Here is a 24316-nt window from a genome sequence, read left to right as displayed (position 1 = left end):
CATGAAGAAAGTATTATTTATTGACAGAGACGGCACGCTGATTACGGAACCCGCTGATGAGCAAATCGACTCTTTTGAAAAGCTGGAATTCTACCCCCGCTCGCTTTATTATCTTTCCAAGATCGCAAAAGAACTGGATTTTGACCTGGTTATGGTAACCAATCAGGACGGACTGGGAACGGATTCACATCCGGAACAAAACTTTTGGCCGGTACATAATTTCGTCATGAAAACCTTTGCCAATGAAGGTGTCGTGTTCAGTGAAGTGATCATTGATAAAACCTTTGCCCATCAGAATGCGCCAACACGCAAGCCCAATACTGGCCTGCTGCTGCATTTTCTGGAAGAAGGATACGATATGAAAAACTCATTTGTCATCGGCGACAGGATCAATGATGTAGTCTTGGCAAAAAACCTGGGTGCAAAAGCAATCTGGTTGTCGAACAACCTGGACCTGGGCGCAAATGAGAACCTGGATAAAATAGAAACGCTTTCAGAGGTCATCGCTTTACGGACGCAAAACTGGGAAGACATCTACACGATGTTAAAGGCAGGAACGAGAACAGTGCATCATGAAAGAAATACCAATGAGACTAAAATCAGCATTGATATTGATCTTGATGGCACCGGAAAAGCAGAGATTGATACAGGCCTGAACTTCTTCAATCACATGCTCGATCAGATCGCCCGTCATGGCAGTATTGACCTGAAAATTAAAACGAATGGCGATCTTCACATCGATGAACACCATACCATTGAAGATACAGGGATCGCCCTTGGCGAGGCTTTTGCCAAAGCAATCGGCAATAAATTAGGATTGGAACGTTATGGTTTCTGCTTACCAATGGACGATTGTCTGGCACAGGCAGCTATTGACTTCGGCGGAAGAAACTGGATCGTTTGGGATGCAGATTTTAAACGCGAAATGGTGGGCGACATGCCCACAGAAATGTTCTACCACTTCTTTAAATCTTTTAGTGATGCTTCAAAATCTAACCTGAACATCAAAGCAGAAGGGGAAAATGAACACCATAAAATTGAATCGATCTTCAAAGCTTTTGCAAAAGCGATCAAGATGGCGATTAAACGTGATGCAGAGAAATTAGTCTTACCGAGTACTAAAGGCGTATTGTAATGATTGGAATTGTAAACTATGGTGCTGGTAACATCTTCTCTCTGACTTCGGCCCTGGAAAGACAACACCTTCCTTACGGAATGGTCAATACCGAAGCCGATCTGGAGAAATATACCCACATCATTATTCCCGGAGTCGGTCATGCCGGTGCAGCCATGAAAAAACTGGAAGATACAGGATTGGTGGAGCCAATTAAGGCATTAAAAAAACCAGTCCTGGGCATTTGTGTAGGTATGCAACTCCTCACCGCCCATTCTGAAGAAGGAGATGCCACGATGATGAACATTTTCCCTTTACAAACGAGGTTATTCAATAAGGATCAGGGGATTAAAATTCCGCACATGGGATGGAATAACATTGATCACAAAAACAATTCCTTGTTTGAAGGTGTTGAAAACCTGACACAATTTTACTTTGTCCATTCGTACTTTATTGAATATAACCCTACTTTTGATATTGCGACTGCAAATTATGGGATGCCATTTTCTGCAGCAATACATAAAGATAATTTCTATGGTGTGCAGTTCCACCCGGAGAAATCCGGTATCGCCGGAGAGCATTTATTAAAGAATTTTTCAAACTTAAAACAGTAAGATGTACATTATCCCCGCAATTGATATTTTAGATGGAAAAGTGGTTCGCCTGAGAGAAGGTGACTATAACCAGAAAACTGAATATGATGTTTCCATCGCCGAAATGATTGAAACCTACCGCTCTAATGGTACAGAATTCATCCATATAATTGACTTAAATGGTGCAAAAGGTGACTTTAGCAATCAAAAAGCATTGTTTGAAATCATCAGTAAAACAGATATGCGCGTACAGTACGGCGGCGGTATCCGGACAATTGAACAAGTAACAAACTTACTGGATGCCGGAATACACCGGGTTATTGTAGGTACCCAGGCAATCACAAACCCTGATTTCCTTGCCGAGCTGAGCAAAGAAGTAGGTAAAAAATATGATTATGCCAACAGAATCGTGATTGCGATTGATGTTTTGGATGAAGTGATCAAATATTCCGGCTGGATGGAAAGCTCACCTATTAAACTGATGGACTATGTTGACAAATGTTTACAGCTTGGATTTTTCAGGTTCCTGTGTACAGACATTAACAAAGACGGCAAACTGGGCGGAGCAGCAGTGGATTTATATAAGAAACTATTGGAACACTCTCCTTTCATTAAACTGATCGCTTCAGGTGGAATCAGTTCGATGGAAGACATCGAAGAGCTGGCTAAATTAGACATTCGTTCTGTGGTAGTGGGCAAAGCCATCTATGAAAACAGAATCTCTATTGACGAGATCAAAGACTGGAATCTGAAGCAAATGACCTCCCTTTAAGCCAATGCTGAGCAAACGTATCATTCCATGTCTGGATGTTAAAGATGGCAGAACCGTTAAAGGAGTTAATTTCATTGACCTTAAAGATGCAGGTGATCCGGTAGAACTGGCCTGGCAATATGCACAGCAGGGAGCAGACGAGCTGGTGTTCCTCGACATTACTGCCACACATGAGCGCCGCAAAACGATGATAGAAATGGTAAAGTCAGTTGCCCGTCAGCTGAACATTCCTTTTACCATCGGAGGCGGAATCACCACTGTGCAGGACGCCGAAGCCTTGCTAAATGCAGGTGCAGATAAGATCAGTATCAACTCCGCCGCAGTAAAGAACCCGGAATTAATTGAAGAACTAGCCCGAAATTTTGGTGTACAGTTCGTCGTGGTAGCGGTAGATACGAAGTTGGTAGAAGGCCGAAATATGGTGCACCTCAACGGAGGAAGGCTCATTACGGAATTGGAAACCGAAGACTGGATCCGCAAGGCAGAAAGCCTGGGTGCAGGAGAAATTCTGCTGACTTCAATGGACCATGACGGTACTAAACAAGGTTTTGACTGTGGTCTGCTGAATACCATTACCCAAATGATCAATATCCCTGTCATTGCCTCCGGTGGTGCTGGAAAGGTAGAACATTTCATTGAAGTCTTCGAAAAAACAGGCGTTGATGCAGCCCTTGCGGCTTCGGTATTCCACTTCGGTGAAATCCCCATCCCCGACCTTAAACAAAAATTAAAATACCACAATATACCTGTAAGGTTATGAATATAGATTTTGAAAAAACGGATGGGCTGGTCCCTGTAATTATACAGGATGAACAGACCCTGGAAGTTTTAATGCTGGGCTACATGAACCAGGAAGCATGGACGAAAACTCAGGAAGAAGGCAAGGTGACCTTTTTCTCGAGGTCTAAAAACCGCCTGTGGACCAAGGGTGAAGAAAGTGGGAACTTCCTCTTTGTAAAAGAAACACATATCGATTGTGACCGGGATACGATTTTAATTAAAGCAAGTCCGGTAGGCCCAACCTGCCATACAGGTAGCAGAAGCTGTTTTAAAACAGATTACAATCAGAACTTCCTTTTTGAGCTGGAAAGCATTATTTCCGACCGGTATAAAAATCCCTCTGAGGAATCTTATGTCAATAAACTTCGTCAGAAAGGCTTAAACAAAATTGCTCAGAAAGTGGGTGAAGAGGGTGTAGAAACCGTAATCGCGGCACTGAATGAAACTGACGAAGATTTTGTAAATGAAAGCTCAGACCTTATTTTCCACCTGCTGGTACTATTGAGAGAAAAGGGAAAAAGCCTGACTGAAATCGCACAAAACCTGGAAAAAAGACACCGCAAATAAATCATACATGCTGCAACACTTACATACCCTTAACGGTCACCAAAACCCCATTTACGCCCTGGCCAATTCCCCTAAAAAAGACACGTTCTTTAGTGCAGGAAATGATAAAGGCGTAGTAGAATGGTCATTGGAAACGATGAGTTTTGTAAAAGTTCTTGTTCCGGTGCAAAGCTCTGTTTATGCTTTGCACCGCTACGGAAATCTGTTATTTATTGCGCAGCGTAGTGGACTGATTCTGGTCTTTAACCTCGATGAAGAAAAAATAACCGCTACATTAAGCTTTCACCAAAAAGGAGTCTTTGATTTAAAAACCATTGCTTACAAAAATGAACTGATTAGTACGGGAGAAGATGGATTGCTTGCCGTTTGGTCTTTAACAGATTTCTCTTTATTGTATCATTTCCCAATCATTCCACAGACGGTGCGTTCCATTGCTTTGAGTAACGATGAAAAGGAAATTGCATTGGGTGGAAAAGATGGAGTCATCCGGATTTATCATTCCGAAGATTATAGTATGATACGGGAGTTATCCGCACACAAATTACCCATTACTGCATTGCAATACTCCCCTACTGGAAATTACCTCATCTCTGGCAGCAGAGATGCCCAGCTGAAAGTATGGAACCTGCCTCAATATGAGCTGATCAATAGCGTCGCCGCACATATGTTCAGCATTTATGCGATTGCTTTCCACCCTACAAAGCCATATTTTGCCACTTGCAGTCAGGATAAAGGCATTAAACTCTGGGGAGCAGAGGATTTTAAACTATACAAGATCCTAAGCCTGGAAAAGAATACCCAGGGACATTTCCATTCCATCAACAAGTTGATCTGGAGCGAAGACGGCCATTACTTAATTTCTACAGGTGACGACAGACAAGTAATGATCTGGGAATCAAAATAATGCCATTTACTTTCAAAAAAACTAAGAAAAGGAAAAGAAGATTGTTTAAATTGGTGTAAACAAAGGACAGATCATGGCTAAAGAACATCAATACAAAACCGCACTTACCTGGACAGGGAATAAAGGATCCGGAACAATGGATTACCGCTCTTATGATCGGAACTATGTGATTTCAATTGAAAATAAAGCAGACCTTTCCGGTTCATCAGATTCCGCATTTTTAGGCGATAAAACCAAACACAATCCTGAAGACCTCCTGGTTTCTTCTCTTTCTTCCTGCCACATGCTTTGGTACCTTCATTTATGCTCACAGAACGACATCATCGTCATGGATTATAAAGATAATGCAGTGGGCATCATGATCGAAGAGCCTAACGGAAGTGGTCGCTTTACTGAAGTAACCCTAAATCCTGTAGTCACCATTACCAATAAAGCCGATATTGACAAAGCCAATTCATTACACGAACAAGCCCATAAAATGTGTTTTATCGCCAATTCATGTAATTTCCCCGTAAAGCATCAGCCACAATGTGTCGTCGAAGGGGCATAATAGCGCAATAGTCAGCTTTATATAAAGCGCTTTATGATTCGCAGGTGATGGGTATATTTCCCCAGTTCGATGTTATAAATGCCCTGATCATCTATTGGATCGATCCTTACCTTCCCTGAAGCATGAATAATTTCATTTGCATTCAACATGATGCCAACATGGGTAATTCTGCCTTCATCATTATCAAAAAAAGCAACATCTCCGGCTTTCACTTCGGGCAGAAAATTAACATCTGAACCTTGTTCCGCCTGCTGCCAGGCATCCCGTTTCAATTGGATCCCGTTTAATTTAAAGACGATTTGAACAAATCCGGAACAGTCCATTCCAAAGAGGTTTCTGCCACCCCAGAGGTAAGGTACATTTTGAAAAAACAACGCATTATTGATCACGTCATCCGCAGTGTAAAAAGTGCTGATTTTTTTTGGAGTAAACATTACCATGAATTTTTCGGAGCCAAGGGAGCAGAAGCCCTCTTCCAGCAATGGAAGATTACTTCCAGGAGATAAAAAATATTTACTACCCGCCTCGTCAATCACAATACTTGCCAGCTCGGCAGGAACCACATGGTCACAATCATGATTTTTAGCGTACTGTTCAAGAGACAGTTTACTGAGCTGTCTAAAATCCATCCAACCCTCATATCCGTCATACGCATTATAGATCAGCCACCATTTCTCCTTTTTTTCAAGAACCTCAACATGATCTCCAAAAAGCAATTGGGAACTGATTTCGGCCTTGTCTGAGGCTTCAGTCCGTAGGGGAGCTACTGCTACCCGGCAAATTCCATATTCTTGTCCCATATGATAAGTTAGTCTGGCGCTATAAAAATAAGCATAACTGTGTGATTATTACAATTACTCCTAATTGATTTTTTTTGAAAAGCCCCCTGAACTTACTACCGGGATATCTAAACTATGCAGGAAGTCTTTGTCCGGCAAAAAATAAGCCCTGAAACCGGGTTTCAGGGCTTATTTTAATCGTTGTTACCGTATCGGTGTCAGTTCATTACTACCTGCCTTTTTATGGAGCAGGAAGGAAACCTGAATATCGTCCTCTTCAGTCTGGGCATGAATGGCAGATAAGTAATCCTTATACATTTCGCTTGTAGGCTGTAATGCAAGTACTTTCCCACCTGCATACAATACCATTTTAAAATCTTTTAATGGCAGGATTTCTCTTTTTTCGCGGACTGTACCACTCATTTCATCCCAGCGTTCTTTAGAGTCTTCAGGAGTATCCCAGTAAAAAGCTTTTGCCAGTTCCAGTTCTTTATCATACATCAGTGCGGCATATGCATTCACGTCTTTTTTGATCAGCACGTTTCTGAAATTGTTATACGCGGCAACCGCTTCTTTCAATAATTCGTCCTGATTCTCCTTACTCAAATCTTTGGAATTGCGCCATCCTTCCAATTGATAAGGAACCTCTGCATCAAAAGATCCTTTAAATTCAAAAACTTTTTGCCCGCTGGCCAGGAAATTTTCTGTTCCGGGTTTATTGGGCGTACTGAATTCAAAAACCTGTTTATAATCTTCCAAAGAAGCCTCAGGCTTGCGATGAAGTACTTTTATCGTAAACTTAGTCGCATCAACAAATGTCGGCGACCAGCTATCGTCTGAAAGCTGGGGTGGAAACAACCGTATGGTAATCTCCTGCTTACCGCTTGTCAGGATATGATCATTGACCTGAATGCGTTGCTCATTGGCACTACCAAACAATAAATAACGGTGCAGGGGCACGTCATTGATTAAAATTTCATAGCCACAAGCATCCTGACTGAATTCTACTTCATACCAGGGATTGTAATCATATGTTTTTACCTGCTTATAAATATCCAGCATTTTCTGATCCATGTTCTTGTCTTGACTTTTAATAGTTGTACCTGATGATTGCTTTTGCTGACAGGCCCCCAGGCTCGACAACAGTACTAAACTTGATATAATTAATTTTCTCATTTTTCATTTTTAATCCATCTATGTTACCATGTCCCTGACGCTCCTCCATTTTTGACTGGGCCGGCCTTACCTGGTGTTGACGCCGGTGTGGACGTAGCAGGTGCATTTGCAGTCTGTTTATCGGGATCATCAAAATACCAGTTCCCCATTGGCCAGGTGGATTCTTTAAGGAGCACAAATTCCCATTTGTTATCAGTATTGAGAAAGGTGTCCTCCTTCGGTTTCTCATCAGGCCTATCTCTCCTTCGGCCTTTGGATTCACCTTTGATGCTTGCCTTCAGCACCACCGTCATCTTGATTCCTCCAAAAACAAACTCCCATGCAATGTGCAATCCTTTTTCATCCACCTGCACCGCAGCGCCAAGTTTAACAAATGTTTTGGCTTCGGCACTGATTTCTCCACTTACAATTACCTTATAAACGAAAGCATCGTAAGTTTTGTCTTTTTTGAACTTTAAAGTTACGGTTAATTCAATTTTGATATCACCTTCCAGGGGTTTGGCTTTGGTATCCTGAAGGTATTGCTTATTGGTCATGGTGTTCGCACCTGTCATCAGGTTCTTGGTACCACTTCCTTTCAGGTTAAGGTCTCCGTTCAGTTTTACTTCTGCAATAATTTCAGCATCACCCATCGCCGCAGCAAAGTCGACCAGTTTGACCACTACATATGCAATAGGATGTGCATTTTGTACCAGGGCGATTAAATCCAGTTTGATGGAGGCGCCAAAAATAGGACTGAATTCCAGGGCATAATCCACAACAAGGCTATTCAAGTTGTTTAGCGAAGGGTCACTGCTGTTATTTTCTTCGGCTAGTCCCCAACCAATGCTGGCTGCAATAGAAGGCGGCGTAAATTCAAAGCTTAATTTTTTGCGCTCCCTGGTCAGCCCTTTCTTGAATTTCTCAAAAACGGTCTTTTGTTTCTCATCAATGCTTTCCCTTGGTGTTCCTTGCCCTTTTATAATCCGGGCAACCTCCTTGTAAATTTCAAAGCCAATCCTGAATTTACTGTAAACGTCCTTAAGAAATTTATCGGTGAGCTCTACCTTTTTATCCCCACCATTCCATTGTGCTTCCAGGTTGAGTTCGATATCTTTCCCAACATCCCAGATCGTCCTTCCGGCGCCTAACTTTTTGCTTTTGGTTGGATCAAACTCCTCTTTTTTTCTCTTACGCTCTTCTTTGCTGTTTTCCTGAATGATCACGCCCGCAGAACGTTGTACACCTACAACCTGAAGTTCAGGGCTATTGAAATTGATGGTCGTTTCTTCAAATACGACCGCCTTCAGCTTATATTTTGAGGCTTTATACCATTTTTGCTGTTCAAACCAACCTAAATTTTCAAAATTGAACTTAATATTGATGGCCCATTTGATATCCGGATAGACCGCAAAAGTAACCGGTCGCTGGTAGCGGCAGCTTTGTACCAGTAAAGGGTACAGTTTATGTTTCGCTTTTGCAGGATTCCATAAAGAAAAAAGATAAGAGAAACTATCCATATCACCATACTGATAGGCCGCTTTAAACTTAAATATTTCGTCGGTATTCCCATTGAGAATTAAAAACCCGGGTTTCTGCTCCGTCTTCAATTTAGAAGTACTGCCGGTTCCACTCACATTAGAAGTATATTTTCCTCCGTCAATAATTTTCATGAACGCATTTCTTTCGGGAGTAACTGGCTGATTCTTTTCCAGCTCTATCGCTTCGTCTATCTTCTCCGTGTTAAATACTTTGCCCGTATGTCTGGGGTTATTGATACATACTTTATCATTTACCTGTACTTCGGCCAGTGTAATGGTGATTTCTTTCTGTCCTTTATCCGCTCCTGCAACAATGTTATAGGTCATGTGCGTAAAATCATGAAGCACCTTTCTTGGCCCTGTTGCTGCATCAGCTTTCTCTTCCAGCATGACGAACTTTCTATTGTCGTATTCCTTCTTGTTTTCTTTCGCTGCTGCTTCTTTTGCCCCTGGAACAATCTCTTCAATATGAATTGCTTCATACTTACAATCTGCATAACAAATGGTTTTCACTGCGGAAACACCGATTTTAGCGACCTGATTGCTTTGCTCCTGTCTGGCATTTGCAACTTCATCTGTATCATAAAGCAAGGTCAGCACGCTGGAATCCCGTTGTGAAATTTGTTTCGGCAGCATCTTTACCGGACTCACATGAGTTGAGTTGGCAACCGGTTGTGTGGTAAATCTGGCCAGCGGTTTACCTTCAGTCAGGTTTTCCCAAACCCCAACATGGACAACGAATTCTTTTTTCTGTCCTTGCTGATGGCCTAGCATTTCCTTCCATTTATTATCCAGGATGAAATTGACTTCTCCTGTAAAATTATAGTTGACACCAATAAAACTATTGGTTTCTTCCATTTTCTCAGGTACCAGAGCAGTCAGTACCTGACGCCCCAATTGCTTTCCATCCTTACTCTTCACCTCTACAATTACCGTATGCTGCCCACGAAGCTCATGGATCAGCAGCTGAACTTTCAGGAGTTCTCCATATCGGTATTCCGTAGGCTGATCTCCATTACAACCACATTTACTCAGGGGTTTCTCGGCAATGATCTCTACGACGATAGGTTTTTCTGCCACCATCACCACAAATGCACCTACCGGAGATTTTAGCTCAGGGCGCAGACTAAATGCTTCCATCCAGAATACCCTGCCAGGCTTTAGTTTCTGTGCGCCAACTAACGCATACTGAGACTGTATATATTTTTTACCAATGTTATATTTATCCGGTTGTCCGGTTGCCTCTGTATATGTTTTTGCAGCTTCACCGGTCCACTCTCCAACAATTTGTCCTTTAAAATTATAGATCCAGAACCATTTCAATCCACTCAGTGTAGTTTGCGGGTTGGCCGTATTCTTATCCAGCTCCGCCATAAAACGGGTGTCCTTTTCATAAGGAATTTCGAACAGCACATAAGCCTGTCCATTCTCCCCTGTCACATTTCTTTTCCGCATTGATCCCGGTGCAACAAGGGGAATACCACCTGGTTTCGTGCTGCTTTCATTAAAGCCTTCTGGTTTTATTTCTTTAACTCCTGCCATAACTATTCGCCTGTTAAATTTACACCTGCAAAAGGATCCTTATCATCAATTGCCTTTGGATTAACCAGTGGATTGATCTGACTGTGTACTTTTTCTTCTGCGTTTGCTGCATTGGCTCCTGAAGCCGAGCCTTTTTGTCCATGTTGAATAATATTAATGCAATCCGGCGTACCGATTGCACAGGTACAAGTGCTTTTATCCAGCAAAGGCATTCCACCATGGCTCAGCTCTACATCCTCATAATATTCCTTCCATTCGGTAATCACCGGATTGCAGGGTTTATTGAGCATTTTCTTACAACTGCCAAAAAAAGGCGGTTTGTATGGAACACCAATATCCAGATGTGAAGCAATCAGTTTCTGAGAACCCGCATTGTCATTCACAAAGTGCTTAGTTTGTGTCAGTACAAGTAATTCAGCAGGGCCAGAGCCGAATTTACACATACATTGTGCGCCCTGACAAACGAGAAAACCACTTTTCTCCGCCTTACTCGTTGTATATTCTGTCTCTTCCATAAACGATCTTATCCTATATAATAAAGTGAACCGCCGGCTTTATTTTCTACAACCTCAGCGGCTACATCACGGTCCTTGATATGAAATGCTGTAAAACGTGTTTCGACCCTTCCGGTATTCAATTCCGCAAAACCAGTTCCCCATATGGTCCTGATCTGATTTAGTTCCGGATCCAGCACATAATTAATTTCCAGTTCTGTTTGTGTCGGAATCTTACTGTAAACAAATACAGGAGTATCAGGATCCAGCGTTCCGCTGATCTTCGCGGTTGTCCGGTCTTCCTCTATCTTAATTTCCGCAGTTATCGCGTAGTAAAATGAACTTTCCGTAGGTACCGTCGGGAATGCAACTGTCGTTACCGCTTCTTTCTGTCTGAAGATTGCGGCAGTACTTTTAAAGAAAAGCGTCAGGAAAAGGTCTTTCTCCAAGGCTTTACTAAATTTCTTATGATCCAGCACATTCTCCTCCATTTTATTCAGGTAGTGAACAATATATCCCCCGTTGTATTCATCCAGCATCTTCTGTTTAAAATCCGGCCATCTTTTGATCAGCTCTCCATGGATGGTCCTACCCGTCCATACCCCTTCAGGAGAAACCTGAATATCCAGAGGATAAATAAATTCGCTGCACTTTACCGCAATTTCATCGATCACAAGATCAGGCTCGTAATCATCTATGAAAATATGCTTATCCCTGTTGATGCGAAAATGGTAAGAACCATCAGATAGCATACCTACATTTTCGACATGAACCTCAAAGCTTACCCGGCTACCCTTTTCAGGGGTTATAAAATCAAGGGCTACCCCAAACCAACGGCTAAAGGGTGCCGGACTCCATTTTAAATGGTTCTTTTTTTCTATGTTATGCACATCCATACCTGTGGTCAATCAAACTAGAAAAGTTTACTTTTTTCTGTACTTTTTGCCACAATAGATTTCCCCGAGAACATCTGAAGATCTGCCACAGAACTCACCACACGTACATCATCGGCCGTATTGGAGTGTTTTTTAGATTGTACGGTAATACTTGCTTCCGCTTTCTCTTTGATGTCTTTTGCGGAAAGTTCATGCCATTGCACTGCCCTCACCTTAATATTTTCACCTGCATTGGTGGTCATATTCTGACCAATCTGCATGTCCATATTTTCGGCCACATTGATCTTCATGTTTTTCGCATTGAAGGTCATCGTTTCATTGGCAGTGACGGTGATGTTGTTTCCTTTGGTATCTATATGAATGATATTGCTGTTTTTATCCGTGATCTTAATCCCATGATTTTCCTCACTGTCGTCAAATTCAACCAGGTGACCGGTACGCGTGGTGATGCTTTTCATGTGGTTTTTTTCCAATCCTCCTGCGGCGGTTTTGCCATGGAAAATGCTACCCATAATGAAAGGGCGGTTGGGATCATTATACCTGAAACCTACGATCACCTGATCACCTACTTCAGGAACAAATACATATCCTCTGTTAACGCTGATCAGGTCACTGCTACCGGCATCCGGTGTCAATACCCGAACCCAGTCGGTAGTTTCATTTATTGGTTTCTGCCATAGGAGCTCCACCTTCACCCGTCCCATATTCATCGGATCATTATTGTATTTTACAGTCGCCACCTGCGCTTCGGCAACAGGATAACGGGCTTGTTTTACCGGAATTACCTCATTAAGGGCGGGAATGCCTTCAATGGTATTTCTATATCGTCCATTTCCATCCACTTCGTGCACAATAGAGGTGAGCAGATATTTACCATAATCTTCAGTAACGAAGTCAAGTACTCCTTTTTTAGAAACCTTAATATTGGCAATTCCACCAATCACTACTGCCGGACTGCTGGTTTTTGCAACAAGGGCTACCAGATCTGCAGTTGCAGCTGCTTTACGGGCAGCAATCAGTTCACCAAGTTCCTGCTGATCCTGAACTCTGGGTTTAATCGGGATGTTGATATCCTCAGAGAACATCTTTCCTGAGGCAGCAGCGGCAAAACCATTGTCATTATCCGAATCTTCTGTAGAAGGAGCGGTGGTTTCGTGAATATAATCGTTGTCTGAATTGTAAGAATACTGAGAAAAATTCACCGGACTCACCTTCATCGACCAGTTCATAGCGCTGATTTCCCGGCCATAGGTCAGATTAATTTCCTTTTGCGCTTTAGGTCGGCCGAAATAGGTATTTTGTCCATCATAATAGAACCATTCTCCATATTCAGCAGATAACCGGTTCAGGAAGGAGAAAGTACTTTCCTTATATTGAACCATATAGTTGATCTTCTTCGTGAATTTCGGCTCAATCTTCATATTGAGGTCATTACTCACCATTTTCATGGTCGATTTTTGCACAATCTCAGACAGGCTTTTGGCCATATAGCTTTGTAATACCGGACCATAATCCATCAGGATGGTTGGGCTATAACCTCTGAGTACCAACTCTCCGTGCATGCCATGGCTTTGCTCCATAGCGACTTCACAGATCACACCTGCAAAGAGTGTTTCTGCTCTGGATAATGTTTCTGTAATGGTCACCAGAATTTGTTTACCTATATGTCCCTTTGAGTTATTTGGACGGTAATCTCCAAGGTTTTCAAATGTATCGTGGTTCACATACAGTTCAAAAAAATGGTGATTATTGAATGATTGTCTGATCATTAAGTTCGAAAAAGTAGAGATAGGTTTCCCATCAATACTGATCGTAGTGATAATTCTTTCTTCCATGGTCTTAGGTGCTGGGCTGGTTAGTTCTTAATTTTTCTCGATAAAAAACGCTGATGGTTTTTCTTTAGATCTTCATTGAATTCTTTGTTGATGAACTCATCATTAATCTCTCCGTTGCCATTTTTATATTGCCGTCCAATTTCTTTCTCTCCTGCAGCTGCCAGCTGGCTGAGCGTATTGGCCACAAAACTTCCGTTTTCTTTTTTTCTGGGAATCACCAAATTGGGCAAAGATTCCAGGTAAATGTTCCATTTTCCATCTTCTTTGCTGGCATACAGAACCTGAACATAATCCAGCTCTGCCTGTGGGTCCTTATCCTGATTGAGCAATAACAGGTATCCTTTGTCATTGCTGCTGTTCAGAAAAACCTGCTCATCGATTTTCCATTCACTTCCCTTAAGGAATTGAACACCTTCAATACCTTCGGCAAGCCATGAGGTCAGGATCTGGTGGGCTGCTGTTTTCAATTCTTCTTGTGCTGTCGTATCCATTTTTGTTGTTTCTTCAGAACTCATATTTTTATTTTTATTGATGCAACTGCTGGCCGTGCCAAACAGAAATAAAACTGCGATGCAGATTAAGATAATGTTTTTAGTCATGTTATCTTGGTGAAATGTATCCTTGCTGGTATTGTTTGATCTTAAATATCCAGCCGTAATTGGCAATGCTATGGCTATCATATGGCCCTTTATCTATTCCTTCCGGAATAAATGCCCTTTGTCTGATGCCGGGAATCTTATCCTGTGGGGCAATTCTATCTTGCTGGTACCAGGGATCGCCAGGCCCGCTTCCGTATTGATTCGCAACATCTAAAAAATCTGGAGTATAACCTGCTGTGGGGTTTTCCGGAGCAAGGGCATAAAGCCGGTCTACCCAATACCCGGATTCGGTCAGTTCTTCAATCATTCCCAGCGCATAGGCATAGCCCATACTATGACAAACGATATCTATAGGAATCTTTTTAGCGGCATTAGTGATGCCGAAATCTGCCCTGCTGGGTGTGGTATTTGGCGGGGTATCATTGAATTTTAATACGGAGATCTTTCTGATCAGGTTCTGTGCGGCCTTACGACCGTGCATTTTGCGTGCATTAAAACCCATTCCGTTCTTTGCTGTCAATGTTGGAGCATCCCCATCTGCATAAAATGCATACTGATCATTTAACCTGCTTTTAAACTGATCATCGATATCACTCCAGTAGTCGTTTACGTCTACCAGAGTCACTTCATCACTACGTTTAAACTCACGCACAATATTTGCAACAGGCATAGACATCCTATAACCATTTACAAAAACAAGTATAGCAGGTTTTTTGGTGTTTTGGCCACCCGAGACATTATTCCAGTTGAATCCGGAAATCCGGGCACCAGGTGTCCTTGCTGTATAATTTAATCCTTTCATTTTGTTTTGAAAACCACTGAAAATAAATTAATATAAAATATATCGTACATTAAGTTTACAACAAATTTTCGGCCAAACCTAAATCACTTAAGAAAATTATTTGTTGTATGCTAACGGGCAGGCATTCCAACCGCTTTCTGGCCGTAAATAAGAGGATAGCCTAATTTCCACATCAACAGTACCTGTAGAGAAATTATACAGAATGCTCACTAATCCCTCATACATTTAAGCGGCCATTGTCCTTTTTTCAAAAATTTCGTATTTTTATAATATCCCCATGGAAAAACAATTAATAGGTACAGGATGTATCTATAGTATCACCTTTAATTTGTAAGATCATGAACCTTAAAAAAATTTTAATTGCGGTCGACAATAGTACCTGTTCTGAAAAGGCGGCCAAAACAGGTTATGAGATCGCAAAGACATTTGGTGCCGAGGTAGCACTGGTGAACATCATAGAGCCGATACCGGCAAATATTAATCCGGACCTGACTTTAGCGCCTGTTTTTTTAGAAACTTACGACAATAGTGAGGAGAACAGTCATATGCTCCTTAAAGAAATAGAATCAAAATATAGCCTGGGAATCCCGACCACCTATCTGAGTGTGATCGATAGTGCAGCACATGGTATTATTCAGCAATCAGATGAATGGGGCTCCAACCTGATTGTGATCGGCACATATGGACGCACCGGTCTATACCACTTCTTAATGGGAAGTGTGGCAGAGCATGTAGCCAGAAAATCGGCATGTCCTGTACTCATCGTGCCCAACAAATTCGAGGATAAAGATTAATTCTTAAAAATAAAAAGAGGATGCCTTATGGACATCCTCTTCTTTTTTATCTTTAGTTTAAAGACTAATTTTCCTGATGTAACCAGGCCTTTTTCGCCAATAATTCCTCTTCAGTTTCGCGGATATCTTCATCATCAACACAACAATCCACCGGACAAACCGCTGCACATTGAGGTTCATCATGAAACCCTTTACATTCTGTACACTTATCGGAAACGATATAATAAACTTCATCAGATACTGCTTCCATCGCAGATTCTGAATCAATTTCTTTACCTCCGAAATCGATAATACCATTTAAATTGGTACCATCGGAGAATCTCCAGGCCGTGCCTGCGTCATAAATCGCATTATTGGGGCATTCAGGCTCACATGCTCCACAGTTAATACATTCGTCTGTTATTTTAATAGCCATGTCTTCGTCTATATCTAATGCTAAGTTTACCTTTGCAATGCAAATATAACACATAAACTTTAAAATATTTGGAATATGCCAATGCTTACTGCTGAAAAACTAATTATTGCATTCAAAAAACTTAGTGACTTTATAGCCAACCCGGATCCTGAGTTTAAAAATTTAATTTTATCAGCTCCAAACAGCAATGCCTGGTTCACAGTTGAAGAGGTGGAAAAGGCATTAAATGCCCTACATAGGATGTTGAACGAAACCGATCTTGACACCTGGTTCAAAGATATTAAGGTAAGCGATTCCCCTAAAAAAGTAGGATTGATCTTAGCCGGAAACATTCCGGTAGTGGGTTTTCATGATGTGATCTCTGTGCTTGCCACTGGAAATATCGCCTTAATTAAGCTTTCTTCTTCTGATGACAAGCTCCTTCCTGCCCTGCTTAGACAATTGACCACGATAGAACCGCTCTTAGCGGAACGGATTGTTTACGTAGAACGTCTCAAAGATTTTGACGCAGTAATCGCAACAGGAAGCAACAATACCTCCAGGTATTTCGAATTTTACTTCAGTAAAGTACCCAATATCATCCGCAAGAACAGAAACAGCGTGGCAGTGCTGACCGGAAAGGAAACTACTGCAGAAATTGCAATGCTGGGTCATGACATCTTTGACTACTTCGGTTTAGGTTGCAGAAATGTATCTAAACTTTATATTCCTGAAGATTACGATATTAAATACTTTTATGAGCCATTGGAGCCATTTCAGCCCATCGTTAACCATTTCAAGTACAATAACAATTACGACTATAACAAGTCTATTTATCTGGTTAATGCGGCCACACATTATGACAATGGTTTTTTATTGCTAAAAGAAGACCCAAATATGGCTTCGCCTCTTGCCGTTCTATATTATGAACGCTATCAGAATCTGAATGAAGTTCAGGAAAGACTAAATCAGGAGGCTGAAAACATTCAATGTGTGGTTTCAAATGCAGATTTGAACATCGAAACAACAGTATTGGCACCAGGCCAGAGTCAGCATCCAAGGTTATGGGACTATGCAGACAATATCAATACGATCAGCTTCCTGAACGGGATTTAAAATGCAAAGCAAATCGTTTAAAAAACCAAAAGCGGTGCTGTTCACAGCGCCGCTTTTGGTTTGATTAAACATGTTAACAAATTGAAAAGCCATTTCTGGCCTGAGCATTTCGGATTAGATCACGATAGCCTCAACAGTAAAAGATTGTATTCTCCATTGTCCTCCAACTACTCCGGAGACCTTAACTTCAATATTATACTCATAACCTCCCGCCGAATCTACTACATGCGTTTGGAAAGTATCTACATTGATCGTTCCTCCCTGATGATTCACCAAAGCCAGACTAAGATTGGTCAGGCTCGTTCCGTTGATAGAAGCGGTAATCTGGTACGGAGGTGATCCTGCTAAACCATAAGTTAAGGTTGCTGTAGCTGTCTGAGAAGTCCAGGGGATATTGATCGTCTCGGTTACCGTAACGGGGGGAACCACCCTCACATTGGCCTGAGGAACAACATTCAGCTCCTTACTGTTGGTAAAACTACTGGCAAACATTACAATTGCCAATGCACTGCTCATTCGGAAAAGGGATAACATTTTCATAATTGTTGAGTTTAATTATTGGGTCAATATTTAATTATTTATGGGTCACGCCATTTAATTTAATTGTGATCAGATAAGTACCTTCCTGTTTGATCTGAAATCCAAATCTCGGGTTGATGCTAAAGGTAGAACCTGGCGCTTGTCCAGCCGGAAAATTATCCAGTTTAGCGTAAGTACTTGGGATGCGGTAATACATCAGAAAGTCACCGTAACCACTGATCCGCTTCATTGGAAAAGGCGTGATCTCATAATTACAGGTCATTGTTTCATCTCCAATCACTACCGGATTAAATTTAGCGTAGGACTCGAAAGTAGGGCGGTCTCCTCTTTTGATGATCTCCCCTTTTTTCGGATTGAATGGTACTCCGTTTTTATCTACAATTTTCACAATTGCATTTGTACCTTCGTTACTCACTTTCGTGATAATCATTTCCGGATTAACGGCTACCGTTCCACTCAATCCAGTCTGATCCGAGAACCAGCTGTTGGCAATGGCATAAGATTTAAACAATTCTGCATCCTGGAGTTGGATTTCACCAATATTCTTATACACACGAGAGCCGCTTTCATTACTTACTTCGATATCGAACTCATATTGTGATCGCGGAGGGAGGAATGAAGTACCCGCATTGAAAAGGAACTGTCCGCTTGGTAAAAACTCAAATGGAGGAAGCATTTTCTTTTCCCGTTTAGCATTGACCATGGCAATGGTGGTGTCTACTGCCGGGTCAATGGGTTGCTTATAAACATAAACCTCATGTTCTGCATAAAACTCTTCAGCACGCTGATTCGTTCCTTTTTTTCTTACTTCTAACAATTTCACCAATACCGGAAGTGTAGAACCATCCAGATTGAGTGAGCTCGTTACCTGCTTGATGTTCCCCTGTTCAATTTTGAAAGGACTATCCTTGTAATACATCGATTCACCAATAAAACCTACCGGAATCTTTTTACAGCCTAACCAGGCTACACTTATTAATGCGATCAGCATTAAAACAGATCTTATCATCTTCATTTCTTTTGATTTAATGTGGTTAATACTACCAGTAAAACTTGTGCCTGTTGTTCAACACATGCAGGATTCCGTTGGTCGTGATAATTCCCGACGTCTGGGTTAGTTCCTGAATGTCTTTATCCTCATCCGGATAATTGTCAGGCAATGGTTTTGGGTCCAGCCCGTTTCTTAATCTCACCAGGTACAGATACTGCGGCTTTGTGGTCACTGTACCAGTATACGCTGTCGTTTCAATGAGCAGGATGGAATAATTTTCATTGGATTTACTTTTAAACAACTTGTTTTCCAAAGACAAGTTTTCGCGGTTGATGGCCCCTTCAAAAAGATGGGAACGCAAGGAATCCCTTAATTCCGGAACAGGAAGACTATCCAGCGTATACTTGATATTTTCATTATTGTATTTCAGCTGAATGATCCTGGTTCGTCTGGCCAACAACTCAGCTATCGAATAATCGGTAGGCGCAAAAAAAGTCGTATTTCCGTTGATCTCCTCTTTCATTCCTGCTTTGTCAATAAGTCTGGTCAGTGTATCGAACAGCGGTTTGCTTTTGAGGAAGTCGTAGGTAGTCATATTTACCCTCGGATCATGTACGTCTCCGCCAATGAGGTAGTCATTCTTCTTACAGGCAGTTACGATCAGGCAAAGGCCGAAGAATGTTAAAATGTATACTAGTTTATTTTTCATGAGAATCTTTTTTAAATGAAACACTGATTTACCTTAATCTGCCAATCCAGTATTTGTTTTGGGCCAGGTCTTTATTCGTCACAAACAGCGCTCTTGCTATCGGCCATTTCCAACCTTCCTCGTCAAATCTGGATTGAGGAAAACGATCCAGATATTCTACGAGTCTTTTATTCCTCACCATGTCATACCAGGAATGTCCTTCACAGAACAATTCGCGGAATGTCTCTTCAAAAATCTCCGTTTTCAAGTCAGCGCCAGTATAATTCGTCAGGTTAGACCTCCGTTTCACATCATTCAAATCCGTTAAAGCGTCTGAACTACGCCCCAGCAATTCGTTACATTCTGCCCTTAAAAGCTTCATTTCTGCCAGGCGGAAAATACTGATGTTGCAATTAACGAGTCCGCCTCTGCTATTTCCCGGATCCAGGAAAAACCGGTTCTGGTTGTTCTTCCCGATATATTTGGTCAGAATAAGGTCCTCTACTTTAGTGCGGTCAAAATAATAGTCGTAACGGGCATCCGTAGGATCATTAAAGAATCCTCCCACCACTTCGCTGTTAAAGACCGTTGATTTTGATTTTTCCGGAATATAAGGTTGCCCTAGTGTATACAGATAAAAACCTCCATTTGGTTGATATTCCAGCTGATCAGCGCTGGTATTGATTTCAAAAATCCCTTCTTCTGACCTTCCTTTAAACAGGCGGTCAAAATTAGCAGCAGGTACCAGACTGTATTTCCCTGAAGCAGTAATGGAATCAATTGCAGCTATGGATTTAGTCAGTAAAGTTTGATCAGATTCTTTGGTCACAAAGTATTTCCACCTGTTTACATGAGCAAGCAAAGCAAATGCAGCACCTTTATCAGCCCTTACCGCATGATCCCCTCCGGTATTCCAGCCCATTAATAACCTGGCTTTGTTCATATCGGATGCACAGGAATCCAAAACCACAGCTTCATTGGTTCGCTGAATATTTTTAGACGATACCGGATCCGGGTCATATTGAAGTACCAATGGTACATCTCCCCAAATCCTGACCATATAAAAATAGGTGAAAGCGCGGATAAATAAGGCCTCTCCAATTATCTTGCGTTTGACAGCAAGACTTTTAAAGGCATTATCAGGCATTTTGCTTACTTTCTCTATCACTGTATTTGCCTGGGTTATCGTCTTGAAATAAGGCGTCCAGTTTTGGAAGTCCTCGATATAATCTCCTCTAAAATCATCCACACTAGTTCCTGTTCCATAGTATTCATCTCCTTTTACCAGGAAATTCAGTGCATAATCTCCACCTTCTTTAAATACACCTGTCGTAAAATCACCATACACAAAGTTTGACATGCCCTGTCCACCAAGCGTCAGCGATTTACGCAATAAGGAGTAAGCCCCCATCAATCCGGAAGTAGCATCCGTTTCTGTTTTCCAAAACACGGCTTCGTATACGGAATCTTCGGGCTTAAGATCTAATAATTTTTTACAGGAAAGTAATCCTCCGCAAAGCATTCCTCCTAAAAGGAGCATACTTATTATTCTATATTTTGATAAATTCATGATCGTCGTTCTAATTAATACTTATTTGTCGTCCTTAAAAGCTGGCCTGTATACCAAAAGTGAATTTTCTTGGAACAGGATAGCTATCGCCGGAGTAAACTCCCAGCTCATTTACAGCTTCCACATCAGGCAAGCTTGATTTTTGGAAAGAATACACGTTATCTATAATCGTATATACCTGTAAACGTTTCATCTTGAATTTCTCCAACATCTTAGCCGGGAAGTTATAAGCAAGATTGATGTATTTGATCTTCAAATAATTTCCATTTTCCATATAAGCGGAAGAGAAGTTATTGAACTGATAGTAATAAGGACCATAAGGGTTCAAATCTGCGTATTTAGCATTGTCACCAGGCTGGCGCCATACTGGCAATTTATTCAGGTCCAGTAATCCTGTTCCAGGAAAACTACCTAATTGTTTGTATTTGTCTAACAGACTTGATATATACGTGTTATAAACTTCCCTGCCCAGAACAAAAGTGGTATAAACTTCCAGAGAGAAATTCTTAAAAGTAAAGCTGTTACTGAAACCACCTGTTACTCTTGGATTAGGGTTACCTACCCTTACTTTATCAAAATGATCCCATACGTCATAATCATAATTCTGATCTATCCAGCGATAAGAACCTGGTTGTGCAACTCTTGATCCATTCCAGTAGGTAATCAGATCACCGGTTCTTGGGTCAAAAGGAATTTGATCTTTTGTAGAGTACACGCCTTCTGATTTAACCAGAAAAAACTCATAAACCGGGCGTCCTTTGGTCAGTATGAACGTTGTTCCGGTATTGGGATCAGTCACCATAATATCTCTGTTGCCGTCAGGAAGGGAAACAATCTGGCTCTTATTAAAGGACATTACCAACCGGGGATTCCATTGAAATTTACTCTCCGGATTAAATACTCTTCCAGACAGGTTTAAGTCAACACCTAAGTTTCTGATGTCAACCGCATTTGTTTTCACTTTATCATAACCACTCGTTACCGGCAAGTTTAAATCAAAAAATATATCTGAAGTTCCACGGTTATAAGCATCGATACTTACCATTGCCCTGCCTTTAAAGAATTCGGCATCTATACCAATATTCGATTGGATGGACCGTTCCCAGGTCAGGTTATCCTGAGTGATAGACCTAGGATTAATGGTCACCGCATTAACCCCATTATAAGTACTGGACTGGCCAGAACCTTCATAACCTCCCTGACCAGTCAGGTAAGAGTTAAAAGGAGCATAATAGTCACCGGGCAGATTTCCAGAGACGCCGTAACTACCTCTGAATTTCAAGGAAGATAACCAGTTTTCGGTTGACTTCATGAAAGGTTCGTCAGACACCACCCATCCTGCTGAAACTGCCGGAAAATAAGCCCATCTGTAGTTTTTTCCAAAACGGGAAGATGCATCTGCGCGATAACTAAAAGTAAATAGATACCTATCTTTAAAATCATAACTCGCACGACCAAAGAAAGACAGCAGACCAGCAGCTGCGGTCTTTGATCCTGTAATCATGTTTCCGTAAGGGTCTTCCATCACATAGTTCTTCGGCTCCAGCCCTTTTACAGTTGTGATGACATTATTACCAATTCCTGTACCGCCCACACCAGTATACTCGTTGGTGGTATAGTTAATGGTATTACCACCCAAAAGAGTCAGGTTATGATTTTCAGCAGGTTTAAGCGAATAAGTCAGAAGGTTATCAATATTAAAGTTATCATAATTGGCTCTGGAAGATTGCGCGTAAAACACATTATTTGCGTCCAGTACACTAGGCCTGAAAATATCTCTACCTCCCTTGCTTGACTGCAATGCACCCTGTGTACGGAAATGAAGGTTTTTAACGATGTCATAATCCAGACTCAGACTGGCAGTAACATCATCGTTAATATTTTTATCTTTCGCATTTTCCAGTTCTCCGGTGAAATTGGCTCGGTCAGAGGGACTGATGTACAATAATGAGGTGGGGAAAGTACCGGCACTGATTGGCAAGGGGTTTTCCCATGGTGCCTGTCCACGTGCACGGGAACGATCTCCACGGGATAACCTGAACATCGCATCCATTTTCAATTTGTCGGTCAGTTTTACGCCCATTGTACCGGCCATGGAATATCTTTTGAATCCCGTCCCTTTGATAATCCCCTGTTCATCGTAATAGTTACCACTAAAACGGTAATTGATATTTTCTACGCCACCTGACGCAGAAAGGTCATAATTCTGAATAATCCCTGTTTGAAAAAACATACCCTGCCAATCGTTTGCATTGTTAAATGCTGGGTTAAGACTATCTGTCAATATCTGCGGAAAAAGCCCCTCATCTGAATGATTAGCATATTTAGTCAGGTAATCCATCTTAAATCTGCGTTCCTGAGCGCCAATGATATATTCTGCCATTTCCCCATGTTTGGAAATTCCGGCATAGGCATTTACATTGATTTCCGGTTTCCCCGTTTTTCCTCGTTTTGTTTTAACTACGATTACCCCATTTGCTCCTCTGGAACCATATATGGAAGCCGCAGCTGCATCTTTCAGCACATCAATCGATTCAATGTCATTAGGGTTAAGTCCGGCAATAACATTGGTTCCGGTCAGATCTCCAAAAGAAGAAATGTCTTCATTGGCCATTGGAATACCATCTATTACAAATAAAGGACTACTCAATGCCCTTGCTGCACTTACCGCTCTTCCAATGGAAGAGTTTCCCCTCACCACAAAAGTAGGCCTGCCTCCAGGTTCACCGGAAAAGCTTTGTACGTTCAAACCTGCTACCCTACCTTGTAATAGTTTATCAAATGTAGGAGAAGGTAGGTTTTCCAGATCCTTGGCCTTAACCGTAGATACTGCAGCGGTAGATTTCTTACGGGATACTTCCTGGAAACCGATCACGACCACATCATTTAATGAGTTCGCCGCAACCTTCAGTTTCACGATAATTTCTGACTTCCCTGCAATAGCGACTTCTTTGGCATCATACCCGATATAAGAGAAACGTAATGTTCCATCTGCGGGGGCATCAATGATGAATTTCCCTTGATTATCTGTACTTGCACCTTTGGCACTTCCTTTTAAAATAACCGATACTCCTGGAAGAGGGAGTCCGTCGTCAGCACCGGTAACGGTTCCTGTAATTTTCTTTTGCGCAAAAGCAAATGCGGAAAAAAACAGCAATAGGCTGACCATAAAGAGTTTTTTGTAAAACTTATTCATAAATTTTTGTTTAATTAAAAATTAAGCTGTGTTCAATAACAAAGGGAGGATTTGTCTGAGACGGAAGAATAGCTTTAATAAAGCCATCATGTCCAAACGAACAG

General features: G+C 41.5%; 23 protein-coding genes. 9 read left to right on the top strand and 14 right to left on the bottom strand.

Annotation, left to right across the window (positions count from 1 at the left end; translation table 11 throughout):
* The first annotated feature begins 1 nt into the window (after position 1).
* From hisB to AAFF35_RS04370, 7 genes are all read left to right on the top strand, one after another.
* Complete coding sequence (gene hisB / locus AAFF35_RS04400) at positions 2-1135, top strand: bifunctional histidinol-phosphatase/imidazoleglycerol-phosphate dehydratase HisB (protein ID WP_342331189.1); 1134 nt, start codon at positions 2-4, stop codon at positions 1133-1135.
* Positions 1135-1728, top strand: coding sequence for an imidazole glycerol phosphate synthase subunit HisH (gene hisH, locus AAFF35_RS04395; protein WP_074609565.1), 594 nt, complete (start codon positions 1135-1137; stop codon positions 1726-1728). The genes hisB and hisH overlap by 1 nt, the downstream gene beginning before the upstream one ends.
* Position 1729: 1 nt before the next feature.
* Entirely contained in the window at positions 1730-2479 is a 750-nt protein-coding gene (gene hisA, locus AAFF35_RS04390; protein WP_069380020.1) for a 1-(5-phosphoribosyl)-5-[(5-phosphoribosylamino)methylideneamino]imidazole-4-carboxamide isomerase, read from the top strand.
* A gap of 4 nt (positions 2480-2483) precedes the next feature.
* Positions 2484-3239 (top strand): imidazole glycerol phosphate synthase subunit HisF, encoded by a 756-nt coding sequence (gene hisF, locus AAFF35_RS04385; protein WP_342331188.1) that lies wholly within the window; start codon positions 2484-2486, stop codon positions 3237-3239.
* Positions 3236-3826 carry a bifunctional phosphoribosyl-AMP cyclohydrolase/phosphoribosyl-ATP diphosphatase HisIE gene (gene hisIE, locus AAFF35_RS04380; protein ID WP_342331187.1) on the top strand — a complete coding sequence of 197 codons (591 nt, stop codon included), beginning with the start codon at positions 3236-3238 and terminating at the stop codon, positions 3824-3826. Before hisF ends, hisIE begins: the two co-directional genes overlap by 4 nt.
* A gap of 7 nt (positions 3827-3833) precedes the next feature.
* The gene (locus AAFF35_RS04375; RefSeq protein WP_342331186.1) at positions 3834-4730 is read left to right on the top strand and encodes a WD40 repeat domain-containing protein; all 897 of its coding nucleotides are present in this window, start codon (positions 3834-3836) and stop codon (positions 4728-4730) included.
* Between the two features lie 73 nt (positions 4731-4803).
* On the top strand, positions 4804-5280 hold the full coding sequence (locus AAFF35_RS04370) for an OsmC family protein (RefSeq protein ID WP_342331185.1): 477 nt from the start codon (positions 4804-4806) through the stop codon (positions 5278-5280).
* Positions 5281-5297: 17 nt separating this feature from the next.
* Here AAFF35_RS04370 and AAFF35_RS04365 read toward each other — a convergent pair whose 3' ends face one another.
* From AAFF35_RS04365 to AAFF35_RS04330, 8 genes are all read right to left on the bottom strand, one after another.
* Complete coding sequence (locus AAFF35_RS04365) at positions 5298-6080, bottom strand: C40 family peptidase (RefSeq protein ID WP_342331184.1); 783 nt, start codon at positions 6078-6080, stop codon at positions 5298-5300.
* Between the two features lie 183 nt (positions 6081-6263).
* Positions 6264-7235: a hypothetical protein gene (locus tag AAFF35_RS04360; RefSeq protein WP_342331183.1), complete on the bottom strand. Its 972-nt coding sequence runs from the start codon at positions 7233-7235 to the stop codon at positions 6264-6266.
* A gap of 23 nt (positions 7236-7258) precedes the next feature.
* A complete protein-coding gene (locus AAFF35_RS04355) occupies positions 7259-10297 on the bottom strand; it encodes a hypothetical protein (protein ID WP_342331182.1) in 3039 nt (1012 codons plus the stop codon).
* Between the two features lie 2 nt (positions 10298-10299).
* On the bottom strand, positions 10300-10812 hold the full coding sequence (locus AAFF35_RS04350) for a DUF4280 domain-containing protein (protein ID WP_342331181.1): 513 nt from the start codon (positions 10810-10812) through the stop codon (positions 10300-10302).
* A gap of 8 nt (positions 10813-10820) precedes the next feature.
* Complete coding sequence (locus AAFF35_RS04345; protein ID WP_342331180.1) at positions 10821-11687, bottom strand: hypothetical protein; 867 nt, start codon at positions 11685-11687, stop codon at positions 10821-10823.
* A gap of 17 nt (positions 11688-11704) precedes the next feature.
* Complete coding sequence (locus AAFF35_RS04340) at positions 11705-13522, bottom strand: phage baseplate assembly protein V (protein WP_342331179.1); 1818 nt, start codon at positions 13520-13522, stop codon at positions 11705-11707.
* Positions 13523-13542: 20 nt separating this feature from the next.
* Complete coding sequence (locus tag AAFF35_RS04335) at positions 13543-14037, bottom strand: hypothetical protein (RefSeq protein ID WP_342331178.1); 495 nt, start codon at positions 14035-14037, stop codon at positions 13543-13545.
* An 85-nt stretch (positions 14038-14122) separates the two neighbouring features.
* Entirely contained in the window at positions 14123-14923 is an 801-nt protein-coding gene (locus AAFF35_RS04330) for a hypothetical protein (protein ID WP_342331177.1), read from the bottom strand.
* A 338-nt stretch (positions 14924-15261) separates the two neighbouring features.
* On the opposite strand from AAFF35_RS04330, the gene AAFF35_RS04325 reads away from it, so the two are divergent.
* Positions 15262-15717 (top strand): universal stress protein, encoded by a 456-nt coding sequence (locus AAFF35_RS04325; protein ID WP_074609550.1) that lies wholly within the window; start codon positions 15262-15264, stop codon positions 15715-15717.
* Between the two features lie 64 nt (positions 15718-15781).
* On the opposite strand, the gene AAFF35_RS04320 is transcribed toward AAFF35_RS04325, so the two are convergent.
* Entirely contained in the window at positions 15782-16132 is a 351-nt protein-coding gene (locus AAFF35_RS04320) for a 4Fe-4S dicluster domain-containing protein (RefSeq protein ID WP_069380006.1), read from the bottom strand.
* Between the two features lie 75 nt (positions 16133-16207).
* On the opposite strand from AAFF35_RS04320, the gene AAFF35_RS04315 reads away from it, so the two are divergent.
* On the top strand, positions 16208-17227 hold the full coding sequence (locus AAFF35_RS04315) for an acyl-CoA reductase (RefSeq protein WP_342331176.1): 1020 nt from the start codon (positions 16208-16210) through the stop codon (positions 17225-17227).
* 114 nt (positions 17228-17341) lie between these two features.
* On the opposite strand, the gene AAFF35_RS04310 is transcribed toward AAFF35_RS04315, so the two are convergent.
* The 5 genes from AAFF35_RS04310 to AAFF35_RS04290 form a co-directional block, all read right to left on the bottom strand.
* On the bottom strand, positions 17342-17767 hold the full coding sequence (locus AAFF35_RS04310; protein ID WP_342331175.1) for a hypothetical protein: 426 nt from the start codon (positions 17765-17767) through the stop codon (positions 17342-17344).
* A gap of 34 nt (positions 17768-17801) precedes the next feature.
* On the bottom strand, positions 17802-18782 hold the full coding sequence (locus AAFF35_RS04305; RefSeq protein ID WP_342331174.1) for a DUF5007 domain-containing protein: 981 nt from the start codon (positions 18780-18782) through the stop codon (positions 17802-17804).
* Between the two features lie 25 nt (positions 18783-18807).
* A complete protein-coding gene (locus AAFF35_RS04300) occupies positions 18808-19467 on the bottom strand; it encodes a fasciclin domain-containing protein (protein ID WP_342331173.1) in 660 nt (219 codons plus the stop codon).
* A 28-nt stretch (positions 19468-19495) separates the two neighbouring features.
* Positions 19496-20986: a RagB/SusD family nutrient uptake outer membrane protein gene (locus AAFF35_RS04295; protein ID WP_342331172.1), complete on the bottom strand. Its 1491-nt coding sequence runs from the start codon at positions 20984-20986 to the stop codon at positions 19496-19498.
* A gap of 64 nt (positions 20987-21050) precedes the next feature.
* The gene (locus tag AAFF35_RS04290) at positions 21051-24212 is read right to left on the bottom strand and encodes a SusC/RagA family TonB-linked outer membrane protein (protein WP_342331171.1); all 3162 of its coding nucleotides are present in this window, start codon (positions 24210-24212) and stop codon (positions 21051-21053) included.
* Positions 24213-24316 lie beyond the last annotated feature (104 nt).

It is taken from the genome of Pedobacter sp. FW305-3-2-15-E-R2A2 (assembly GCF_038446955.1).
Classification (GTDB): Bacteria; Bacteroidota; Bacteroidia; order Sphingobacteriales; family Sphingobacteriaceae; genus Pedobacter.
The sequence above is the reverse complement of the archived record's forward strand: the minus strand, read 5'-3'. Positions and strand labels throughout refer to the sequence as shown.

Excerpts from the sequence above, each read along its gene's own strand:
- AAFF35_RS04355 (WP_342331182.1), bottom strand. The coding sequence starts at position 10,297 with ATGGCAGGAGTTAAAGAAATAAAACCAGAAGGCTTTAATGAAAGCAGC.
- hisB (WP_342331189.1), top strand. The coding sequence starts at position 2 with ATGAAGAAAGTATTATTTATTGACAGAGACGGCACGCTGATTACGGAA.
- AAFF35_RS04335 (WP_342331178.1), bottom strand. The coding sequence starts at position 14,037 with ATGAGTTCTGAAGAAACAACAAAAATGGATACGACAGCACAAGAAGAA.
- AAFF35_RS04330 (WP_342331177.1), bottom strand. The coding sequence starts at position 14,923 with ATGAAAGGATTAAATTATACAGCAAGGACACCTGGTGCCCGGATTTCC.
- AAFF35_RS04325 (WP_074609550.1), top strand. The coding sequence starts at position 15,262 with ATGAACCTTAAAAAAATTTTAATTGCGGTCGACAATAGTACCTGTTCT.
- AAFF35_RS04365 (WP_342331184.1), bottom strand. The coding sequence starts at position 6,080 with ATGGGACAAGAATATGGAATTTGCCGGGTAGCAGTAGCTCCCCTACGG.
- AAFF35_RS04370 (WP_342331185.1), top strand. The coding sequence starts at position 4,804 with ATGGCTAAAGAACATCAATACAAAACCGCACTTACCTGGACAGGGAAT.
- AAFF35_RS04375 (WP_342331186.1), top strand. The coding sequence starts at position 3,834 with ATGCTGCAACACTTACATACCCTTAACGGTCACCAAAACCCCATTTAC.
- AAFF35_RS04315 (WP_342331176.1), top strand. The coding sequence starts at position 16,208 with ATGCCAATGCTTACTGCTGAAAAACTAATTATTGCATTCAAAAAACTT.
- AAFF35_RS04290 (WP_342331171.1), bottom strand. The coding sequence starts at position 24,212 with ATGAATAAGTTTTACAAAAAACTCTTTATGGTCAGCCTATTGCTGTTT.
- AAFF35_RS04350 (WP_342331181.1), bottom strand. The coding sequence starts at position 10,812 with ATGGAAGAGACAGAATATACAACGAGTAAGGCGGAGAAAAGTGGTTTT.
- AAFF35_RS04300 (WP_342331173.1), bottom strand. The coding sequence starts at position 19,467 with ATGAAAAATAAACTAGTATACATTTTAACATTCTTCGGCCTTTGCCTG.
- hisIE (WP_342331187.1), top strand. The coding sequence starts at position 3,236 with ATGAATATAGATTTTGAAAAAACGGATGGGCTGGTCCCTGTAATTATA.
- hisF (WP_342331188.1), top strand. The coding sequence starts at position 2,484 with ATGCTGAGCAAACGTATCATTCCATGTCTGGATGTTAAAGATGGCAGA.
- hisH (WP_074609565.1), top strand. The coding sequence starts at position 1,135 with ATGATTGGAATTGTAAACTATGGTGCTGGTAACATCTTCTCTCTGACT.
- AAFF35_RS04345 (WP_342331180.1), bottom strand. The coding sequence starts at position 11,687 with ATGGATGTGCATAACATAGAAAAAAAGAACCATTTAAAATGGAGTCCG.
- AAFF35_RS04295 (WP_342331172.1), bottom strand. The coding sequence starts at position 20,986 with ATGCTCCTTTTAGGAGGAATGCTTTGCGGAGGATTACTTTCCTGTAAA.
- AAFF35_RS04310 (WP_342331175.1), bottom strand. The coding sequence starts at position 17,767 with ATGAAAATGTTATCCCTTTTCCGAATGAGCAGTGCATTGGCAATTGTA.
- AAFF35_RS04360 (WP_342331183.1), bottom strand. The coding sequence starts at position 7,235 with ATGAGAAAATTAATTATATCAAGTTTAGTACTGTTGTCGAGCCTGGGG.
- AAFF35_RS04305 (WP_342331174.1), bottom strand. The coding sequence starts at position 18,782 with ATGAAGATGATAAGATCTGTTTTAATGCTGATCGCATTAATAAGTGTA.
- AAFF35_RS04320 (WP_069380006.1), bottom strand. The coding sequence starts at position 16,132 with ATGGCTATTAAAATAACAGACGAATGTATTAACTGTGGAGCATGTGAG.
- hisA (WP_069380020.1), top strand. The coding sequence starts at position 1,730 with ATGTACATTATCCCCGCAATTGATATTTTAGATGGAAAAGTGGTTCGC.
- AAFF35_RS04340 (WP_342331179.1), bottom strand. The coding sequence starts at position 13,522 with ATGGAAGAAAGAATTATCACTACGATCAGTATTGATGGGAAACCTATC.